Annotated in this window: 20 protein-coding genes; 7 read left to right on the top strand and 13 right to left on the bottom strand. The window is 57.6% G+C overall.

What is annotated here, in order from left to right:
- Positions 1-62 precede the first annotated feature (62 nt).
- The 3 genes from ACTRWH_RS02570 to ACTRWH_RS02560 are packed head-to-tail and all read left to right on the top strand — an operon-like array spanning position 63 to position 5,840.
- The gene (locus ACTRWH_RS02570; RefSeq protein ID WP_462825842.1) at positions 63-1,253 is read left to right on the top strand and encodes an efflux RND transporter periplasmic adaptor subunit; all 1,191 of its coding nucleotides are present in this window, start codon (positions 63-65) and stop codon (positions 1,251-1,253) included.
- Positions 1,250-4,453, top strand: coding sequence for an efflux RND transporter permease subunit (locus tag ACTRWH_RS02565; RefSeq protein ID WP_126811101.1), 3,204 nt, complete (start codon positions 1,250-1,252; stop codon positions 4,451-4,453). The genes ACTRWH_RS02570 and ACTRWH_RS02565 overlap by 4 nt, the downstream gene beginning before the upstream one ends.
- Positions 4,446-5,840: an efflux transporter outer membrane subunit gene (locus ACTRWH_RS02560; protein ID WP_462825841.1), complete on the top strand. Its 1,395-nt coding sequence runs from the start codon at positions 4,446-4,448 to the stop codon at positions 5,838-5,840. The genes ACTRWH_RS02565 and ACTRWH_RS02560 overlap by 8 nt, the downstream gene beginning before the upstream one ends.
- A 24-nt stretch (positions 5,841-5,864) precedes the next feature.
- Here the strand turns inward: ACTRWH_RS02560 and nfsA are convergent, their stop codons facing one another.
- The 4 genes from nfsA to ACTRWH_RS02540 form a co-directional block, all read right to left on the bottom strand.
- Positions 5,865-6,617, bottom strand: a complete 753-nt coding sequence (gene nfsA / locus ACTRWH_RS02555; RefSeq protein ID WP_462825869.1) for an oxygen-insensitive NADPH nitroreductase — start codon at positions 6,615-6,617, stop codon at positions 5,865-5,867.
- A gap of 109 nt (positions 6,618-6,726) precedes the next feature.
- The gene (locus ACTRWH_RS02550; RefSeq protein WP_462825840.1) at positions 6,727-7,344 is read right to left on the bottom strand and encodes a PEP-CTERM sorting domain-containing protein; all 618 of its coding nucleotides are present in this window, start codon (positions 7,342-7,344) and stop codon (positions 6,727-6,729) included.
- A gap of 165 nt (positions 7,345-7,509) precedes the next feature.
- The gene (gene bla, locus ACTRWH_RS02545) at positions 7,510-8,367 is read right to left on the bottom strand and encodes a class A beta-lactamase (RefSeq protein WP_126811110.1); all 858 of its coding nucleotides are present in this window, start codon (positions 8,365-8,367) and stop codon (positions 7,510-7,512) included.
- Complete coding sequence (locus tag ACTRWH_RS02540; RefSeq protein ID WP_462825839.1) at positions 8,368-9,036, bottom strand: DNA-3-methyladenine glycosylase I; 669 nt, start codon at positions 9,034-9,036, stop codon at positions 8,368-8,370. It abuts the gene before it with no gap.
- 81 nt (positions 9,037-9,117) lie between these two features.
- Here ACTRWH_RS02540 and ACTRWH_RS02535 point away from each other — a divergent pair, with 81 nt between their 5' ends.
- Entirely contained in the window at positions 9,118-9,297 is a 180-nt protein-coding gene (locus ACTRWH_RS02535) for a DUF2897 family protein (RefSeq protein WP_036211340.1), read from the top strand.
- Positions 9,298-9,454: 157 nt separating this feature from the next.
- Entirely contained in the window at positions 9,455-10,735 is a 1,281-nt protein-coding gene (locus ACTRWH_RS02530; RefSeq protein ID WP_213479739.1) for an MHYT domain-containing protein, read from the top strand.
- Here ACTRWH_RS02530 and ACTRWH_RS02525 read toward each other — a convergent pair.
- The 3 genes from ACTRWH_RS02525 to ACTRWH_RS02515 are packed head-to-tail and all read right to left on the bottom strand — an operon-like array spanning position 10,699 to position 12,867.
- On the bottom strand, positions 10,699-11,379 hold the full coding sequence (locus ACTRWH_RS02525) for a lipase family protein (protein ID WP_462825838.1): 681 nt from the start codon (positions 11,377-11,379) through the stop codon (positions 10,699-10,701). The genes ACTRWH_RS02530 and ACTRWH_RS02525 overlap by 37 nt on opposite strands.
- A 23-nt stretch (positions 11,380-11,402) precedes the next feature.
- Positions 11,403-11,897: a hypothetical protein gene (locus tag ACTRWH_RS02520; protein WP_434049835.1), complete on the bottom strand. Its 495-nt coding sequence runs from the start codon at positions 11,895-11,897 to the stop codon at positions 11,403-11,405.
- Positions 11,898-11,940: 43 nt separating this feature from the next.
- Complete coding sequence (locus ACTRWH_RS02515) at positions 11,941-12,867, bottom strand: LysR family transcriptional regulator (RefSeq protein WP_041333018.1); 927 nt, start codon at positions 12,865-12,867, stop codon at positions 11,941-11,943.
- Positions 12,868-13,007: 140 nt separating this feature from the next.
- On the opposite strand from ACTRWH_RS02515, the gene ACTRWH_RS02510 reads away from it, so the two are divergent.
- Positions 13,008-13,400: a Rid family hydrolase gene (locus tag ACTRWH_RS02510; RefSeq protein ID WP_462825836.1), complete on the top strand. Its 393-nt coding sequence runs from the start codon at positions 13,008-13,010 to the stop codon at positions 13,398-13,400.
- On the opposite strand, the gene ACTRWH_RS02505 is transcribed toward ACTRWH_RS02510, so the two are convergent.
- The 5 genes from ACTRWH_RS02505 to ACTRWH_RS02485 form a co-directional block, all read right to left on the bottom strand.
- Positions 13,397-13,756, bottom strand: a complete 360-nt coding sequence (locus ACTRWH_RS02505) for a VOC family protein (protein ID WP_085678538.1) — start codon at positions 13,754-13,756, stop codon at positions 13,397-13,399. The genes ACTRWH_RS02510 and ACTRWH_RS02505 overlap by 4 nt on opposite strands.
- Positions 13,757-13,760: 4 nt before the next feature.
- On the bottom strand, positions 13,761-13,961 hold the full coding sequence (locus ACTRWH_RS02500; protein WP_462825835.1) for a hypothetical protein: 201 nt from the start codon (positions 13,959-13,961) through the stop codon (positions 13,761-13,763).
- Positions 13,962-14,006: 45 nt separating this feature from the next.
- A complete protein-coding gene (locus tag ACTRWH_RS02495; RefSeq protein WP_462825834.1) occupies positions 14,007-14,384 on the bottom strand; it encodes a nuclear transport factor 2 family protein in 378 nt (125 codons plus the stop codon).
- Between the two features lie 117 nt (positions 14,385-14,501).
- On the bottom strand, positions 14,502-15,098 hold the full coding sequence (locus tag ACTRWH_RS02490; protein ID WP_462825833.1) for a glutathione S-transferase N-terminal domain-containing protein: 597 nt from the start codon (positions 15,096-15,098) through the stop codon (positions 14,502-14,504).
- A 19-nt stretch (positions 15,099-15,117) separates the two neighbouring features.
- Positions 15,118-15,564 (bottom strand): VOC family protein, encoded by a 447-nt coding sequence (locus tag ACTRWH_RS02485; protein WP_462825832.1) that lies wholly within the window; start codon positions 15,562-15,564, stop codon positions 15,118-15,120.
- 132 nt (positions 15,565-15,696) lie between these two features.
- Between ACTRWH_RS02485 and ACTRWH_RS02480 the strand changes: the two genes are divergently transcribed.
- Positions 15,697-16,599 (top strand): LysR substrate-binding domain-containing protein, encoded by a 903-nt coding sequence (locus ACTRWH_RS02480; protein ID WP_462825831.1) that lies wholly within the window; start codon positions 15,697-15,699, stop codon positions 16,597-16,599.
- A gap of 858 nt (positions 16,600-17,457) precedes the next feature.
- Here ACTRWH_RS02480 and ACTRWH_RS02475 read toward each other — a convergent pair.
- A complete protein-coding gene (locus ACTRWH_RS02475; RefSeq protein ID WP_462825830.1) occupies positions 17,458-18,105 on the bottom strand; it encodes a hypothetical protein in 648 nt (215 codons plus the stop codon).
- Between the last annotated feature and the right edge of the window lie 851 nt (positions 18,106-18,956).

Below are 18,956 nucleotides of genomic sequence, written 5' to 3'. Positions count from 1 at the left end.
ACCGATTACTTGGCAAAAACGGGAACGCCCACAAGGTGAACCCGATAGCGGAGCGAGAAACCATGGAAAGTCTGACTGCAAAACCGTTCAGAGGGTCTGGCCGTTTACTGGGCCTGGCTGTAGCGATCACTGTTTTATTGACCGGCTGCGAGGCGCAAAGCGATGAAGCTGCAAGCATGCCGCCTCCGCCGGAGGTGGATGTGGCGGAAGTGGTCGTGGAACCGGTCACTCTCTGGGAATCATTCACAGGCCGTGTGGCATCGCCGGAAACGGTGGACTTGCGGCCTCGCGTCAGTGGCTACATCGACAAGGTGGCCTTTGAGGAAGGCGAACTGGTGCAGGCCGGCGAGCTGTTGTTCCAGATAGATCCACGTCCGTACGAAGCCCAAAAGCAGGCGGCGAGTGCCGAACTGGCGCTGGCCAACAGCCAGCTTGATCTGGCCAGAAGTGAAGCCGGCCGGGCCAAGACGCTGCTGGAAAGCCGGGCAATATCCCGTGAGGAATACGATCAGCGCAATACCGCGTTGATGAGCGCCCGGGCCCGTGTACAGGCTGCCCAGGCCGCGCTGGATACCGCCGAGCTGAACCTGCAGTACACCCGTGTAACTGCACCTGTCAGTGGCCGGACTGGCAGGGCCCTGGTGACACAGGGCAACCTGGCGAACGCCGACCAGAGCCTGCTCACCACGGTAGTTTCGGTAGACCCGGTGCACGTGTATTTCGAGGCCGATGAGCAATCGGCGTTCAGTAGCCAGCAGCTGCTTGCCAATGGTCAGCCCAGGGATGTGCTCATTTCACTGGGTGGCGAGGATGGCCGTCAGTACCAGGGCGAGCTGGATTTCGTCGACAATCACCTGAATCCGGGGACCGGCACCCTGCAGTACCGTGCCGTGCTCAACAACCCGGACGGCCTGATTAAACCCGGCCAGTTTGCCCGTGTGGAAATGCCCGTGGCCGAGCTGGACCAGGCACTGCTGGTCAACCGCAAGGCGGTGCTGACCGATCAGGACCGTCGTTTCGTCTACGTGGTGGATGAACAGGATCGGGTTGCGCCCCGGCAGGTCACTACTGGCCGTCAGGTGGATGATCTCCAGGTGATCCGTGAAGGTCTCAACCATGGCGATCTTGTGATCATCAATGGTGTGCAGAAGGTGTTTGGCGCTGGTATGCAAGTCAAGCCGCAGCTGGTTGCCATGAAAGAATCCGACCAGGGAGAAGGCGCCGTTGCCGTCGCCCAGGAGCTGGCGCAATGAATATCTCCCGATTCTTTGTCGACCGGCCGATATTTGCGGCGGTGCTGTCCATCATCATCTTTGCCATCGGGTTGATTTCGATTCCGAACCTGCCGGTCAGCGAGTACCCGGAAGTGGTGCCTCCGTCGGTGGTCGTGCGCACCGTCTACCCCGGCGCCAACCCCAAGGAGATTGCCGAAACCGTGGCCACACCGCTGGAAGAAGCCATCAGTGGTGTCGAAGACATGATGTACTTCAAGTCCGTGGCGGGCTCGGACGGCGTTCTTCAGATGACCGTCACCTTCCGGCCAGGCACCGACGCCGAGGAGGCCACCGTACGGGTGCAAAACCGTGTCAGCCAGGCCCAGGCCCGGCTGCCGGAGGAGGTGCGGCGGCAGGGCGTGACCACCCAGAAGCAGTCGCCCACGTTCCTGATGGTGGTGCACCTGACATCACCGAGCGGCACCTACGATACGCTCTACCTGCGTAATTACGCGCGGTTGCATGTGCGCGACCGGCTGGCCCGGATCCAGGGTGTTGGCGACGCGCAGATATTCGGTGGCGGTGATTACGCCATGCGCGCCTGGCTGGACCCGGACCGTATTGCGGCCCGTGGCCTGACGGCGAGCGATGTCGTCCGCGCCATGCGTGAGCAGAACGTACAGGTGTCTGCCGGCCAGATTGGCGCGGAACCGGTGCCGGACAGCGACTTCCTGACACTGATCAACGCCCGTGGCCGACTTGAAACCGTGGAAGAGTTTGGTGACATCGTGCTCAAGCGCGGTGACAACGGCGAGATTCTGCGCCTGGAAGACGTGGCCCGGTTGGAAATGGGGGCCGGTGACTACACCCTGCGCTCGCAACTGGATGGCAAGGATGCGGTGGCCCTGGGTGTTTTCCAGGCGCCGGGCGCCAACGCCCTGGAGATCCGCGACGAAGTGATCGCCACTATGGATGAACTGTCTGCCCGCTTCCCGCAAGGGGTGGAGTATGAGGCGGTTTACGATACTACGATCTTCGTCAGCGATTCCATCAAGGCGGTCATTGCCACCCTTCTGGAGGCGGTGTTGCTGGTGGTACTGGTGGTCACGCTGTTCCTGCAGACGTGGCGGGCGTCGATTATCCCGTTGCTGGCGGTACCAGTGTCGGTCATTGGCACCTTCGGCGCGCTGTACCTGTTGGGCTACTCCATCAATACCCTGACGCTGTTCGGCCTGGTGCTCGCGATCGGTATCGTGGTGGACGACGCCATCGTGGTGGTGGAGAACGTCGAGCGTAACATCGAGGAAGGCCTGAAACCGCTGGCGGCGGCTCATCAGGCCATGAAGGAGGTCTCTGGCCCTATCATTGCGATCGGTCTGGTGCTGTGCGCCGTGTTCATTCCCATGGCGTTCCTCTCCGGGGTTACCGGCCAGTTCTACCGGCAGTTTGCGGTGACCATTGCCATTTCCACGGTAATTTCCACCATCAATTCGCTGACCCTGTCGCCGGCGCTGGCGGCGATGCTGCTGAAACCTCACAGCGCCCCCAAGGATCGGCTGCAGCGTGTGATCGACGCGTTGTTTGGTTGGCTGTTCCGGCCCTTTAACCGCTTCTTCAACGCCAGCGCCGAGAAGTATCAGGGTGGCGTGTCCAGCTCCCTGCGCCGGCGCGGTGCGGTGTTTGTGGTATACGCGCTGTTGCTGACGGGTACCGGGCTGATGTTCAAGGCGGTGCCGCCGGGCTTCATCCCCATCCAGGACAAGCTCTATCTGATGGCGGGCGTGAAACTGCCGGAAGGGGCCTCCCTGGAGCGTACCGATCAATTGCTACAGAAAGTCACCGACATCGCCATGGAAACCGAAGGTGTGGCCAACGCCGTGGCATTTCCCGGCCTGAACGCACTGCAGTTCACCAACACCTCCAACACCGGTGTGGTGTTCTTTCCCCTGAAACCGTTTGACGAGCGCAGCCTCAGTGCCGGGGAGATCAACGCCCAGATCAACCAGAGAATCAGTGGGCTGAAAGAAGGCTTTGCCTTCTCCTTCATGCCACCGCCGATCCTGGGCTTGGGTAATGGCTCCGGCTATCAGTTGTTCATCGAGGACCGTGGGAATCTCGGTTACGGGGCCCTGCAGAACGCGGTGAACCAGTTCCAGGGGGCCATCAGCCAGACACCGGGCATGGGGTATCCCATCACCAGTTACCAGGCCAATGTGCCGCAACTGGATGCGGAAGTGGACCGGCTCAAGGCCAAGGCCCAGGGCGTGCCCCTGACTGAAGTGTTCGACACCCTGCAGACCTACCTGGGGTCCACCTATGTCAACGACTTCAACCGGTTTGGCCGTACCTGGCAGGTCATCGCCCAGGCAGATGCCCCCTACCGCGACAGCGTGGAGGACATTGCCCGCCTGCGCACCCGTAACGACCAGGGCGAGATGGTGCCGATCGGCTCGATGGTGAACATTCGCCAGAGCTTCGGACCGGACCCGGTATTGCGTTATAACGGCTACCCCGCAGCGGATATCGCCGGGGAGGCGGACCCAAGGGTGCTGTCATCGGCCCAGGCCATGGATACGCTGACAGCGCTGGCGGACCAGGTGCTGCCTGCCGGAATGGCGTTTGAATGGACCGACCTGAGCTATCAGCAGGCCACCCAGGGTAATGCCGCGCTGGTGGTGTTCCCGCTTGCCATCCTGCTGGTGTTCCTGGTTTTGGCAGCGCTTTATGAGAGCTGGACCCTGCCGTTGGCGGTGATCCTCATCGTGCCCATGTGCATGCTCTCGGCATTGATCGGCGTGTGGTTTAGCGACGGGGACAACAATATCTTTGTCCAGGTGGGTCTGGTGGTGTTGATTGGCCTGGCCTGCAAGAACGCCATCCTGATCGTGGAATTTGCCCGCGAACTGGAGCTTCAGGGGCGGAGCATTGTGGAGGCGGCGCTGGAAGCCTGCCGGTTGCGGCTGCGGCCCATCATCATGACCTCCATCACCTTTACCGCTGCGGTTGTGCCCCTGGTGCTGGCCACCGGCGCGGGCGCCGAGGTGCGTGAGGCTCTGGGCACGGCCGTATTTGCCGGCATGATCGGGGTCACCCTGTTTGGCCTGTTCCTGACTCCGGTGTTCTACGTGGCGCTGCGCAAGCTCTCTGGAAGTCACCCGCTGAAGAGCCATCATACATCCACACTGTCTTCCGATGACGGCGATAGCGAAGACGCATTGCCAGGAGGTAGCCATGCTTAAAGTCATCACCATGACGGGGGCTCTGGCCCTGTTAACAGGATGCGCCGTGGGCCCGGATTACCAGGCCCCGACGACACCGGAACCAAATGCGTTTTCGGAAGGGCGAACCATGGTTGCCGGTGGAACCGACCAGCAGCGTTTCTGGCAGGGATTTAATGATCCTCTGCTGGCGCGCCTGATTGATGATGCCCTGGCCGCCAACCTCAGCCTGGAAGGCGCTGTTGCTCGCTATGAGCGCGCGGCCGCCCTGCTGTATGGCGCCGAGCGGGATCAATGGCCCAGCGTCACGGCCAGCGCCTCTGGCGCCGAACAGTATCTTGCGGATATTGAGCAATCTCCCCCCGGTGCCGGGCCAGAACGGGTGCAGCGTTACCAGGCTGGCGTTGCCGCCAGTTGGGAGCTGGATCTGTTCGGGCGCCTTCGCCGTGCGACGGAGGCCCAAAGGGCGGAACTGGAGGCAGCCGGTGCCGATCTCGGTGCCGTTCAGGTAGCCATCGCGGGCCAGTTGGCCAGCAGCTATTTTGAGCTGCGAGGCCTTCAGGAGCAGTATCAGGTTGCCCTGCAGAGTGTGGCTTTGCAGCAGCAGTCACTGGACATCGTGGAAGCCCGGGTAAAGGCGGGGCGTGGTACCGAGTTTGATCAGGTCCGTGCCCGTGCCCAACTGGAACGGACCCGGGCCGAATTGCCCACCCTGCAGGCGGGGATACGAGGGGCCATGCACCGCATTTCCGTGCTGACGGGCCAGCCGCCGATGGCGCTTGTCGATACGCTGTCACCTCGTGGAGCGCTGCCGGAAACCCTGCCGACGATTCCCGTGGATAGCCCGGGGGAAGTTCTGCGCCGCCGCCCGGATATCGCCGCTGCTGAGCGACGCCTGGCGGCCTCCACCGCCCGCATTGGGGTGGCCACCGCTGACTTGTTCCCTCGCTTTACTCTGAGCGGGCTAATCGGTTCCGTTGCCGGCGACACCAGCGATCTGTTCACCGGCCCGGCGGAAACCCGCCGCGTAGCCCTCGGCATTGACTGGACGTTCCTGGACCACGACCGGGTCAAATCCCGTATCGAGGCGGCAGGAGCCGATAGCCGTGCGGCATTGGCCAGCTACCAGCAAACGGTGCTGGAGGCCCTGGAAGAGGCAGAAACGCGGCTGGTGCGTTATCAGCGAGCGCAACAGCGGGAAGAGCGGCTGGAACAGGCGATGAATAATGCCGAGCACGCCGTGGAACTGGCCCGGGCTCGCTATGAAGAAGGGTTTATCGGCTATTTCGAGGTGCTGACGGCGGAACAGGAGTTCACCGCCACCCGGGATGCGGCCGTGCGTAGCCGCACAGCGGTTACCCTGGCGATGGTGGATGTCTACCGCTCGCTGGTAGGTGCTCCGGGGTAAGTGTAAGTATCCCGGCGATCCTGATTACTTCATCTCGAAGCCCTTGCCACGCAGGAAATCCCGCATGTGGGGGCGCAACTTGGATGTAAACAGTGGTTTCAGCTGTTGCGACCAGTTGGTGTCCTTGGTGCCCCCGGTGCGGGCCTGGTAATAGGTGTTCATAGTGGTGTCGAATTCCGCCACCAGGTCCGCATCGCGTTCGCCCTGGTAATAATCCTCTTTAAGGATGGACGCGAGTGGCAGTCTCGGTTTCACCTCCGGAGCCTGGTCCGGATACCCCAGGCACATACCGAACACCGGATATACATGCTCCGGCAGACGTAGTAATTCGCTGACTTCCGCTGGGTTGTTACGAATGCCCCCGATATAACACAGGCCCAGCCCCGCCGATTCCGCTGCGGTGGCAACGTTCTGGGCCACCAGGGCAGTATCGATGCTGGCCACCAGCAACTGCTCGGTCATCCCGCGGACTACCTCGGCACCTGCGCGTTCCGCGGCATCCGTGGCCCGTTTCATGTCTGCGCAGAACACCAGAAAATCCGAACTTTCCGCCACATAGCGTTGGCCGCCACTCAACTCCGCAAGGGCCTCTCGGTTGTTCGGATCGACCACATGGATAATGGAGTAAGCCTGCACATGACTGGACGTAGCGGCGCTCTGGCCAGCCCGGATCAGTTCCTCGAAGAGCTCGCGGGGAATCCTGCGGTTCTGGAACTTGCGGATTGAACGGTGTGATTTAAGAAGCTCAATGGTGGGATTCATAGCGCCCTTCAGCATGACCACGGAAAGCGCTTATCCTGCCATTGGCGGGCGATGATGGCAAAAAGGGCCCCACAATCATCATTACGGGGCCCTTTTAGAGGTCGAGCGTTTTTTTAGCCAGCGACTAGCGGCGACGGCGAAAGCCCAGGCCGAGCAGACCTAGCCCCATCAGCGCCAGCGTGCCCGGTTCAGGGACCTGTGCGGTTACTCTTACGTCGTCGAGGAAGTTGCCGACGGTGCCATCCGGGCTCACGGAAGTGAACTTGATGGTGGTTTCCAGGGCGCTGGCAATGAAACTTCCTGAGAAGATGCTCCAGCCACTCGTTACATGATCATTCAGCAGCGAATCGGCACTGTTTCCATCGGAAATCAGGGACAACATGAAGCTTTCAGAATTGTTCTGGCGAGCGCGGTAAGCAAAGCTCAGGTCATAACGCTGGCCAATGGTGGTATCAATGGTCTGGTAGATGCCAAATGGGCCATCCATGTCCGGGTGGGCATTCAGCTCGGCAAACTGGCTGCCGTCATAAGCGTTCACGCTGTTGAAGCCACTCTCCCAGATTTCAATGTTGCTGCCGGTCCAGCCAGCGACCTGGTCAGATGTAAAAAACTGCCAGGTGCCCGTAGTCACGTTGGGGTTTTCGAAGCTGCCATTCTCGATCAGGTTAGCGGTTACCGGAGCGGCGAATGCGAGGCCTGCGGCAAGGATGCCCAGTGTGGCGATACGGTTGATAATGCTCATGTGGCCTTTCCTTAATGGTCATCAGTGTTGATCTGCACTGATAAACGCAACATGTGGGCCACTGTCAAAAATTCTCCTTGAATTCAGATGCCACGATGATTTTTGAGCGCAACCTTGAAGGCAGTGTGTAAAGAATTCTGACAGGCCGGCAGCTGTTGCTGGCGATCAGAAGTGCTTCACAATAGCGCCCCCGAGGTCTCTGATAGCGCCATTACGTTCATCAAAAGACGCACCGGTTTGCGTTATATAGATCGCGATCACCAGAGGCGGGCGATGGGGTGGCCATAGCACGGCAGTGATTGAACGGGAGCCGTGGCCGCCGGCTCCAGAGCGGTCTCCGATTGTCCAGTCCGGTGGTATCGCTGCCCGGAGCAAGTTGTCACTGACACGGTTGCCTTTGAGCCAGGTAACCAGAGTATCCCGGGAACCTTTGGATAGCGCCTCACCAAGTACCAATTTGCGGAGGTTCGCGACCATCGCCTTGGGACTTGTGGTATCTCGCAGGTCGCCCGGCGTGGCCTCATTGAGTGAGGTTTCCGTCCGGTCCAGCCGCGTAACGGTATCGCCCAGATCGCGTGCATACGCGGTAACGCCGTCGGGGCCATCAATGGCCCCCAGTACCAGATTGGCGGCGGTGTTGTCGCTGGTGGCCATGGTCGCTTCACACAGCTCCCGCAAACTCATACCTGCCTCTTCCTCTGCACGTGTCTCAGTGACCGGTGAATAGGTCACCAGATCGTCCTTGCTGAAGATCACTCGCCGATCCAGATCAACAGTGCCGTTATCCACCTTTGCCAGCAACGCCGCACAGGCCAGGGTTTTGAAGGTGCTTGTGATGGGGAAACGGTCATCGCCGTGATAGTCCCAGGATTCTCCAGTCCCGGAATCATAGAGGGCGATGCCCACGCGTGCGTCCAGGCGCTGTTCCACGGTTTTCACCGCCTCAAGCAACGGGTTGGCGTGGACCAGAGAAAGCGTGGAGGTCATCAACCAAAGGGCGAGCATTAACAGGGCGGAACGCATCTAATCTCCCACTGAGTAAGACAGAATTCGCGACAGATGGCTGTAGGGCAGGCCAGTTTCCTTATGCCAGTCGTTGAAGGCCTGCTGTGCCTGCATCAAGGCCTTTTTGCTGCCGGGGCTGGCATCCAGCCGTTCCTCCCGATGCAACCCGGCGGCCACATCCGACGACAGGATAAAGCCATCCCAACCTACACGGCGCAGAAAATATTGGGCGGTGTTGCCGCCAAGGCGGGCGCCGTGGCGTTTGAACCACATCAACAAGCCGATCTGATCGTGCGAAGGCCATTGGCTCAGGAAGGCTCCAAAGCCACCGTGCTCACGGGCGCCATCCACAATCATCCGGGCGTTGTCCGGCACCGTTCGGATTTTCTGCATGTTGCGCACAATGCGTTCATCCTGTGCCAGATCCTCCAGCACTTCTGGCGGAACCTGCTGCCAGTACAGCGGCACGAACCCCTTGAAGGCATCTTCAAATCCCGGCCATTTGTTCTCGATCACTCGCCACACGAAACCGGCCTTGAAGACGCAGCGTGTAACCTCGGACAGGTAGCGGTCGTCAGCCATGGCTTCAAGCTCACCGGGCGCCGCAACCCGGGGCAATATGGCGCGTAGCTCGACTTCGCCGCCTTTGCGGGCGGCTGCCTGATTGTAAATTCTGGAGAAGGACATCGTAATTTCCGGAATCCGGTTGTCGGGTTGAAGGCGTGTGGTCCACTATAAGGTAAATGGGTTCAATGAAGGAGCCAAGCCATGCCACTTATCGGATGGGTTTTTGTCATAGTCGCGCTGGCCCTGGTGGTCGGCAGCCTCTTCGTGCTGCGGGACAGCGCCAACAGTATGAAGATCTCTGACGAAAAGATGAAAAAGATCCAGGAACGCAAGGCCGAGGTAGAAGCTGAGGAAAGTGCGGAGGACCGGGAGCAGTGGTAATCCGCTGTCCCCGTTAGACATTTCACGAAAATTCACATTGTCGATGAAACGGTAGCGCAAGAGCCCCGTATCTCTGATGAATTTCTCATTTCACGGCAGTTTGGCCATTGGCGAAACCGGTCGTGAACAGTGTTCATCCAGAAAAACGGGTTTCAGAATGACGGGATATTACGATTACACCCTGGTGGCCGCCTCCTTTGTGGTTGCGGTACTGGCATCGTACAGCGCGCTCTACTTCGGCGCACAGCTTGCAACGCTCGAACAGGCAAAAGCCAGGCTATGGCTGGCGCTCGGGGCTCTGACGATGGGAACCGGGGTCTGGGTCATGCATTTCGTAGGCATGCAGGCCTATGTGATGCCGATGGAAATGAGCTACGACCTCACCATTACCCTGATTTCCTGGGTTGCCGCTGTGGGTGCTTCGGGACTGGCCCTGCATATCATCGGCAAGGACCGCGCGGGCCCGCTGCAGATCGTTATCGGCAGCCTGTTCATGGGCGGCGGTATTACGTCCATGCATTACGTCGGCATGGCGGCCATGGAGATGGAGCCGGGGATGCGCTACGACCCGGTTCTGTTCAGTGCTTCCGTTGTCATTGCGGTCGGGGCCTCGGGTGTGGCCATGTTCATTTGCCGCCGCTTGCAGTCAGTACAAGGCCTCAAAGGAACCGCCCTCCAGCTCGGCGCCGCCCTGGCCATGGGCGTGGCTATCTGTGGAATGCACTACACGGGCATGGCTGCCATGATCTATCCTGAAAACGCCATGCCCGCTGCAGACAATCTGCTATCGGGTGATTGGCTGGGTGCCCCGCTGGCCCTGTTCAGTGGCGTATTGATCCTGGTCGCTCTTTTTGCCTCCGCCAATGACGTCAAGCAGCGCCGGAACGCTGAAATCCAGGCGCTGGAGGAATCCCGGCGTGTCGAGCGCAAAGCACTGTACGATTCGACCACAGGACTGCCCAACCGGGCCAGCCTGGCGAATCATCTGGTCAAGGAACTGGCAAGGAGTGAAACCGACAAACACGAGTTCGCTGTGCTCTACCTGGAGGTTGCCAACCATCGGGAGATTCCCGACAACCAAGCTGAAGACGCAATAGCCGCCCTGGCCAGAACCGTGAGGACAGCCGTCGATGAAGGAACCTACCTGGCACGCCATTCAACCAGTGCGTTCGTGTTGCTCGTGACAAACCCCGCAGACGACAAACACAAAGACCTGTATCAGCGCCTTCGGAATCTTCCGACGGAAACAGAAAGTGGCGTTACACTTGAACTTCGAGTCGGGCAGAGCGTGTTCCCCAACTCCGGGCGTAATAGCCGGATGCTGATGAAAAAAGCGATGGAAACCTCAGAGCTTCGAAAGCTGGGGCTCGCCAGCATGAACGAAGAGGTAAAATCGGCGGATTACTTCGAGGCGCGTTCAGCATTGCCGGAAACATGATGCTGGCGGGTCAACGACGCCAGTTCATTTTGCAGCGGATCCAGCAACCGGGCCCTGACGGTAGGATGCACTCGCGATTCCGGGTAGCAAATGACCAATCGAATGTGGGATATGTGTTCGTCCTTCGGGAAGACAATATTCTCAACGTACTGGCCTGATTGGCTGGCTTTCATCAGGTTGCGCTCAGGCTTTTGATCGGACCCAAGCCGGTCGCCCTCTGAGAAAAAATTAAGGCACCTGGAGACGTTGGCCGGCGCCTTGCGGGGGTTGAATCCCCATTGGGCCGGCAACGTTCGGCCCAGGCCGCCTGCCGCAATGGTCACAACCAGGTCGACTGTGATGTCACGCCGGGCGAGTTCACGTGCCACCTTGATCGCCTCGAAACCGCCCTGACTATAGCCGACGATGGCTATCCTGCGGTTGGCGCCAGCTGCTTCGCTTAAATCGTCCGCGATGGCTTTCGTGGGATGCATATGGCTGTACATCGTTGTGTCGAGGTAACCGGACTCCTTCATCATGCGAAGCAGGTGTTTCCGCATAAGGTCATGGCCCATAAGGCCGTGAATCGCCGCCACCTTTGGCCCATTGAAACCAGGTTCAACTGCCGGGTAGTCCGGTGCCTGGGGAAAAGGAATTCGTATCATCGACTGCTTTTCTCTCTATTGGGCTATTGGGAGGAGCTTTGATCCACCAGCCGAATCGCAACACCGGCATGCTTCGCCCCGGCTTTAGTTTGGTGATGGGATTCGAAAAGACTTAACCATTGGCCTGCTTCCAGTACCAGCGTCCCCTGGCCCGCGAGGTTGCCATCACGGGTTGTGTATTCACTGGCATAGGTGAGCTGGAATGAACCAGAGGGCTTTTCCACCGGGCTGATCTCATATCCCATGGACAGCTCCCGCGACGCAACAAAGTTACTGTGTTCGGTTGTGACTGCTCCCACCCGCAGAACCCTCGAATCATCCAGAAACTCCGGCAACACATCGGCTGGGTCGCCATCAGGTTCGGTAGCCTGGCATTCACAGTAGCGGATTTCCAGAAGCAAAGGTTGGCTATCGAGATAGTCTGAAGGCGTGGGCTGGCCGGCGAGGGCCAGACCGGGGAGCATGAATAAGGCGAACGAAGTGAATACCCTGTGTCTGAGCGATGTCTTCCCTGGCATGTTGATTCCTCTCATATTCACGGCGGTGCGTCAAAGTTAGCGCTCACGCCCCCCGCTGGTCAATGACAGGGGCATGCTGTGCCATAAGATCCACGATCCAATCAATGAACACGCGCAATTTGGCGCTGACGTGACGGTTTGGCGGAAAGGCCACATACATCGGCATGGGGTCCAGTCGCCAGTCATCGAAGAGGCGCACAAGCTCGCCACGTGCCAAGTGTTCCCGAGCCATATAGTCCGGAAGCCAAAGCACGCCAAGGCCGGCCACGCCAGCCGCAAGATAAGCATTGCCATCATCCACCGCGATCACATAGCGGCCATGCACTGTGACGCTTTCCCCGTTGTGGTGCATCGCGTAGGGAAGTGCTTTGCCGGCGCGAGCCCATGTAAATCCCACGATACGATGTTCCGGAGCAGCCAGTTCCTGTGGATGCGAAGGGACGCCCGCGCTTTCCAGATAACCGGGCGCCGCATACACACCGAGGCTGAGGTCGCCCACACGACGTGCCATCAATGACAGGTTCGTTAACTCACCACCGCGAACCACGCAATCCACGCCATCATCAATCAGGTCCACCATGCGGTCGCTCACACCCATGTCGAGTTGGATGTCGGGGTACCGAGCATGGAATTCGGGCAATGCCGGCACGACGATCATGCGGGCCAAGGGGCTGGGAATGTCCACCCGGAGACGGCCCCGGGGCAATGCCGAGGCATTAGAAAGGCTGGTGTCGGCATCGTCCATATCGGCCAGAAGCTTTACAACACGCTCGTAGTAGGCGGCGCCGTCGGCGGTAACATTGACTTTGCGTGTGGTTCGGTTGAGCAACCTGACGCGCAGGCGCGCCTCCAGTTGCTGGACCAGTTGCGTCACGCTGGTCTTGCTCATATGTAGTGTCTCGGCGGCCTTGGTGAAGCTGCCAGTCTCCACTACCCGGGCGAAGGCCTGCATCGCGTTAAAACGGTCCATATCTGTTCCTGGTGCCAGCGAATTATTTGGATTATACAAACAGTGATGAACAGGATTCACCGTTTATCCGCCAGTCAGGGACTTATAAAGTTTCCTCCACGCCCATATCGGGTCGGCCTTACTCACTGAAGGAGAGTCCCATGGCAAAGCGTGACGTTGTTTTTCCAACCGGCCGTCAGGCGCTTTATGAGCGCAACCGTTATTCACCGGCCATTCGTTCCAATGGCTTGTTGTTCGTATCTGGGCAGGTTGGAAGCCGAGAAGATGGCTCCCCTGAACCGGATCTGGAAAGTCAGGTACGGCTTGCCTTCGACAACCTGAATGCGATCCTCGCGGCCGCAGATTGCACTTTCGATGATGTCATTGATGTGACGGTGTTCATCGTCGATCCCGAATCGAAATTCGAGAGGATCTGGGACGTAGTGCCTGACTACTGGGGAAGCGCACCGCACCCGACATTGACGGCTGTCGGGGTGACGTGGCTTTACGGCTTCGATTTCGAAATCAAAGTGATCGCAAAGTTACCGGATTAGCCAGCGGGCTCAGACCAAACGGCATATTCATTGCCATTGGGGTCCGAGAAATGAAAACGGCGACCGCCCGGAAATGAAAAAATGTCCTGCACGATGGCACCGCCCGAGGACGTCACTTTGTCGAGGGTGGCTTCAAGGTCCGTGCTGTAGAGGACAACCAGGGCACTACCGTTGCTGGTGGTGGCGACCTTATCCGATTTGAAGAAGCCACCGTCCAGCCCGGCGTTCTCAATAGCAACGTATTCCGGCCCGTAGTCTACAAACGACCAGCCAAACGCGCTGGCAAAGAACCGTTTCGTGACGTCAAGATCCCGCGAAGGGAGTTCAACATAGTTGATCTTTCCGGTTTCTCTCATGTCCCTAATCTCCCTCGACGACGGCTTCCCGTTCCCTCTCGTACTCATCGTACGATTTGTTGGAGCGCGCCATACACTCTTCGTACTGAGCCGGCGGAACCGTATTACATTCCTGTCGGTTGTTGTGCTGGATGTTGTCGTAAACGGCCTTGTTGCTGCATCCAGCTATCGATAACACGAAACACGCCATCAGAATCCTGTGCATGATTTTTACCGTCCCTAGAAGGCTGCTTTGATGCAGCTACCATTTTCAATTGGCCGAAGGCAGGTTGCCTCCCAGCATGTTTTCAACCACGGCTGCGTTGTAGAAAGCTTCAACCGTCTGGATCTTATCGTTGCGTACGCGGAACCAGACGGCCAGTCGCACATCTCCAATTGGTTCGAAGTTAGTTCGGTAATCCAGAACCGCGAACACGTGCTCTCCATCGGCACTGAGCTGTCGGAGCACAAGGTCCTTCTGGATGGCCGCCATCCCGAACTGATAGGACAGCATGTCATCCGGGCTGAGGAAGCGCATGTTCGGCCCCACATATTCAAACCCGTCGGCAACCAGCCACGCTTTTGCCTCATCAAAGCGATGAGCACGGGTATCGGCGATGAACTGCTCCACGACGTCTTTTGGCTGCATGTACAGACTCCATTCCAAGACAGGACGATTTAAGTGCCTGGATCTGCGTAGATTGCATTGTTCTACCACCCAGATCAAAGCATAGCGATAATTGTTATCGCCGTGGAGTCTCGCGCCTTATTTAATTCCGGGCATCCCGATATATCCAGGCAGTGACTTTATACGGGCGATCCAGGCCTGAACGGCTGGGTATCGCTCGAGCGTTACGCCACCTTCCCAGCCCGTTGCGACATAAGGAAACACAGCACAGTCAGCGATGGTGGGGCGACCCAGTGCCAGCCATGGATGTTCGCTGAGATGTTTCTCGATCAACGGAAGAACTTTAGCACTGACTTCCAGTGCGCGCGCCTTGTCCAACGGGTACCCGAACTTGTCGATCAAACGGGCGGCGTTCGGGCCAGCGTGAATCTCGTTGGCGGCGGTCGACAGCCACTGTATGACTTCGCCCTGCTGTGCTGCGCCGTCTGGCCACCACTGGTTGCCGCCGTATTGGCGAGCCAGGTACACCAGAATCGCCTGAGAGTCGCGCAGAACAACGCCATCATCGGCCAATACCGGCACCTGGCCCCAGGGATTGAGTGCGATAAACGGTGATTGTTTGTGATCGCCACCCGGGAGATCCACCGGTTCCAGTTCCAGATCAATGCCTGCTAATGCAGCAAACAGACGAACTTTGTAGCAGTTCCCGGACAATTCCAGATTGTATAGTTTCATGGCATGTGCTTCCTGAGCGTTAATGGTTGTTGCTGGTGGGTGTGTTGGCAGGCACTGATTCAGGCAGTAACTGATTGAACTCCAGTACATTCCTGTCGGGATCACGGATAAACAAGGTGATCCGGCGAGGCCCGAGGCGGTGAATGCCTTCGGTAATGGCAATGCCTGCCTGATCAAGCCAGTCTTTCAGTGCGTAAAGATCGTCGACCACAAAGGCGGGATGGGTCACACCGGGTAGCTTGACCGGCTCATCCAGCAACACGTTCCGGCCGTGAGGCAATCGCGTAGCGTTGAAGATCAGGTTGATGCGCACGCCGTCTGGCGTTTCCATTTCATTGGCTTCGTACTTGTCGAAGCGGCGTACCTCCTGAAACCCGAGTTGTTCATAGAAGGTCACGGCCTGTTGGCGGTCGCTGACCCGGATACCGACGTGATCGTACTGGCGAATCGGCTGGGGTTGTTTCATGGCAGACTCCGAATGAATGACGTTGTGCCATCAGTAGACGCCTTCACGCGGATTCAATAAATGCCATCCACCTGTTAGGATTATTCAGGTTTTTGCACAAATCCCTGCCACACGCTGCGACGGTGCCTGCCGATGGACAAACTCAAAGCCATGAGTACCTTTGTCGCCATTGTGGATCAGGGGAGCCTCTCCGCAGCCGCCGACAAACTGGACCGATCCCCGGCCGCTGTCGTGCGAACCCTCGCCAGTCTGGAGCAGCACCTTGGTGTTCGCTTGCTCAATCGCAGCACCCGCCGTATCGCGCTTACTGATGAGGGGCGCGAATACCTCGATCACTGCCGCCGTATTCTGGCGGACATCCAGACCGCAGAGTTCCAACTCGATAGCCGGCGCGCCGACCCTGCTGGCAAGCTGACGATCACTGCGCCTGTAACGTTTGGCCGTCTGCACATCGCACCATTACTGAACCAATGGCTGAAACAGAACCCCGCCATGAGCGCGGAACTGATCCTGCTCGACCGCATCGTCGATGTGATCGAGGAAGGTTTTGATCTGGCCCTGCGCATTGGTCACCTGGCTGACAGCTCACTGGTGGCGAGACAGGTCGGCAGTACGCCCTATGTACTCTGTGCGAGCCCTGAGCTCATCGAACAGCGCGGCCTGCCCAGTCATCCCGAGCAGCTATCAGACTGGCCGACCGTGGGGTTCACGCCTGCCGGCGAGGTGTGGCAATTTCAGGTAGAGGGAGAGCTGTGGGAGCAGCGCATTCATCCCGTAGTCAGCGCCAACCAGATTGACACCGAACTCGCCGCCGCCCGGGATGGCCTGGGCATATGCCGGGTGTTGGGCTACCAGGCGCAGGAGGATTTTAAGCGCGGCACTTTGGTACCCGTGTTGGCGGAATACAATGCCCCGGCGTTGCCGGTGCAGTTCGTGTTTCCGCACAGCCGTTTGCTGTCACCGCGAGTGCGGCAATTTCTGGATGCGGTGGTGGGGCCGTTGCAGGAACGGTTGAGTGGGGTGCCTGGCAACTAACTGAGATACCAGGGGCTTCGTTTGCTCAAAGGTAGGCGAAGCCTTCGTAGACTTTTGCATTCAACCGTTAGCGTGGCACATCAACGACAGTCGTGATCCCATTCTTTCTGATACTCAACAGTTCGCTTGTCCACATAGCCCTGCCAGGCATTGTCGTTTATATGCGTAATTGAAACCGCCACCTCAGAACTGTTCTGGGGTCTAGCCTTCCTTTGAATGCCTGCCTGTACCTCAACAACGTTATGCCCCTCTTTGAGCTCTGGTATCATTGGCCAGTACCCATCTTCAACCCCAGCATTTATTCCCGCTTTGAGATAGCCGGGCCGAGATCCATCGTTAAAGTAACCGATGTTAAATGTCAGGAGATGACACGTTTCTCGAACGAACTCAATTTTGGTAATTCGCGTGCCGGTCCCGGTCGAGTCGGCCTCTGCTTCTTGCCAAAGCACAGGATCAGAGCAGCCTGCCAGCAATAGCGCGATTGGCAATAGTATGAACGTAGATCTCAAAATATTTCCCTCTGAAGTGAACGCTAGATTATAAGCGTTATTAACGCCTCGCTTGAACCACCAAAACTTTGCTTATGGTTGCTGGTTAACGCCAATGATATGCGGCGCCCTACTTGAACGTCCGGTGGAGGGCCGTAGTCCCGGAATGGTGGAGTTATCGATGCGTGTTTATTGAAGTGGGGGAAGTGCAACTGTGGTTACCAGCGAACCCTTGGGCTTGGGTTCGCTGAACTGCTGACTTAAGTGCTCTTCCCGGAAAATACTCTTCACGGAGCACCCGGCTCTTTGGCATGCGATGAGCACTATAGTGGCGGCTCTGTTAGCCCTTAGGGTGGTCCTTTTCAGTGAATCAATTGGAGTAACTGAGATTAAACCCTCGATAAAATACCAGAGTATCCGGAAAACCCGACTCAAATTTTCGTCCACAGAATGCATAGGTTACCGGGCCTGACACGTCCGCCTGAAAGCCAGTTAACGCCTGAGTCTGAGTCAAGAATGAGTCGTTGGATGCCGAACCACCAGGCCTCCACATAGCTTCCCCTAGCAACGTTCCAGTGCACGTAGACTGACGAATCTCCAGCTTCAGCCGTAAAACGGTACTTCCTCTAATTTCAACGCTAGCGTGGGCATTGAGCGCTACATCAAAGGTTCCGGTTTCGGCAATGGTCAACGTCGCCAAACTTACTGCGGTTGTCGAGGTAATATTGACACTATTAGCCAAGTTCACACCATCGACCCCACTGATTGGAATGGTTTCACAGGTTACTGTCCCATCAACACTGATGGCGCGAATGGACTCACCCGCCGAGCAGCTCCCGGCAACGGCATTTTGCTTACTGTTCACGGCGTCCTTTATCTCGGTCAATTTCTCAGCGGTCAACGTATCTCCATCATTAAAATCGCTGGCTACGTCTGCCGCTTGCAGCGGCAACGTAGTGAACAGGAATAGACATGGAACCATTGCTTTCGAACAGAGCGCTCTTGAAAAATTTTTCACTCTCGTATCCTTTTAGGATGTTTAATGGTTACTGAGACCCCAGTACACAGTCACCAATCGTTGAAGCCCCCAAGGTACATACGTTACTGGTGATTGGGTCTTCGCCTTTACTACCACCACCGCAACCGACTAACAACAAAGTAGCCAGTAGCATAAAAACAGAGAGTAGTTTTGAACCGTTCAATAGTGTTACTGACAGAGATCGCCCCGGACCACTCATCTATGCACTCTCCAAAGTTAACGAACACTCACTAACTTAGTACCAAACGCGGGTTTGTGCCAAAAAAACCTATATTGACTGTATGGACTTCCCCCAATACACATGACACGACAGTGGCGTCCCTGGACTTACTCCGGTCCACTAGACACTCCTAGCCTATGATTAGAGCATAGGAGGAATTGTCATGAGCAGCCTCTCTTTTTGCCCCTTATTCCTCTCAGTAACGATGGAGAAAATTGAACTCCCTCGCTGGTCAAGAACAAAAGTGCCCACCACTATTGCTGCACCGACGCACAAAGGCAGCTCCGCACTGAAGAGGAAAATTGATCCGACGACGCCCCTCAGAGCGCACAAAATATAGGCGTTCGCTTTCTCTTCTTGAGATAATCTTCAGAGACCCGATACTTCATCGCTTCCCTTATAACACTGAGCACTGCGGTGCCCGGCGGTCGTAGGCCGCATACTGCTGCGATTGGTTAGGTGGTGAATAAAGCACATGCGGCTCCACTCGCTATTTGCCGCCCGGCGTTTCCGGGTAAGGAACAAATAGGCCACGACAGAATATGGGATAAACAACGCAAGCCAGAAAAAAACCAACATAAACTGCTATGTGGGCGGGATTACTGTGGAA

Source organism: Marinobacter sp. G5_S1_61_S3, from assembly GCF_054968585.1.
This window is presented reverse-complemented; position numbering and strand designations above follow the sequence as displayed.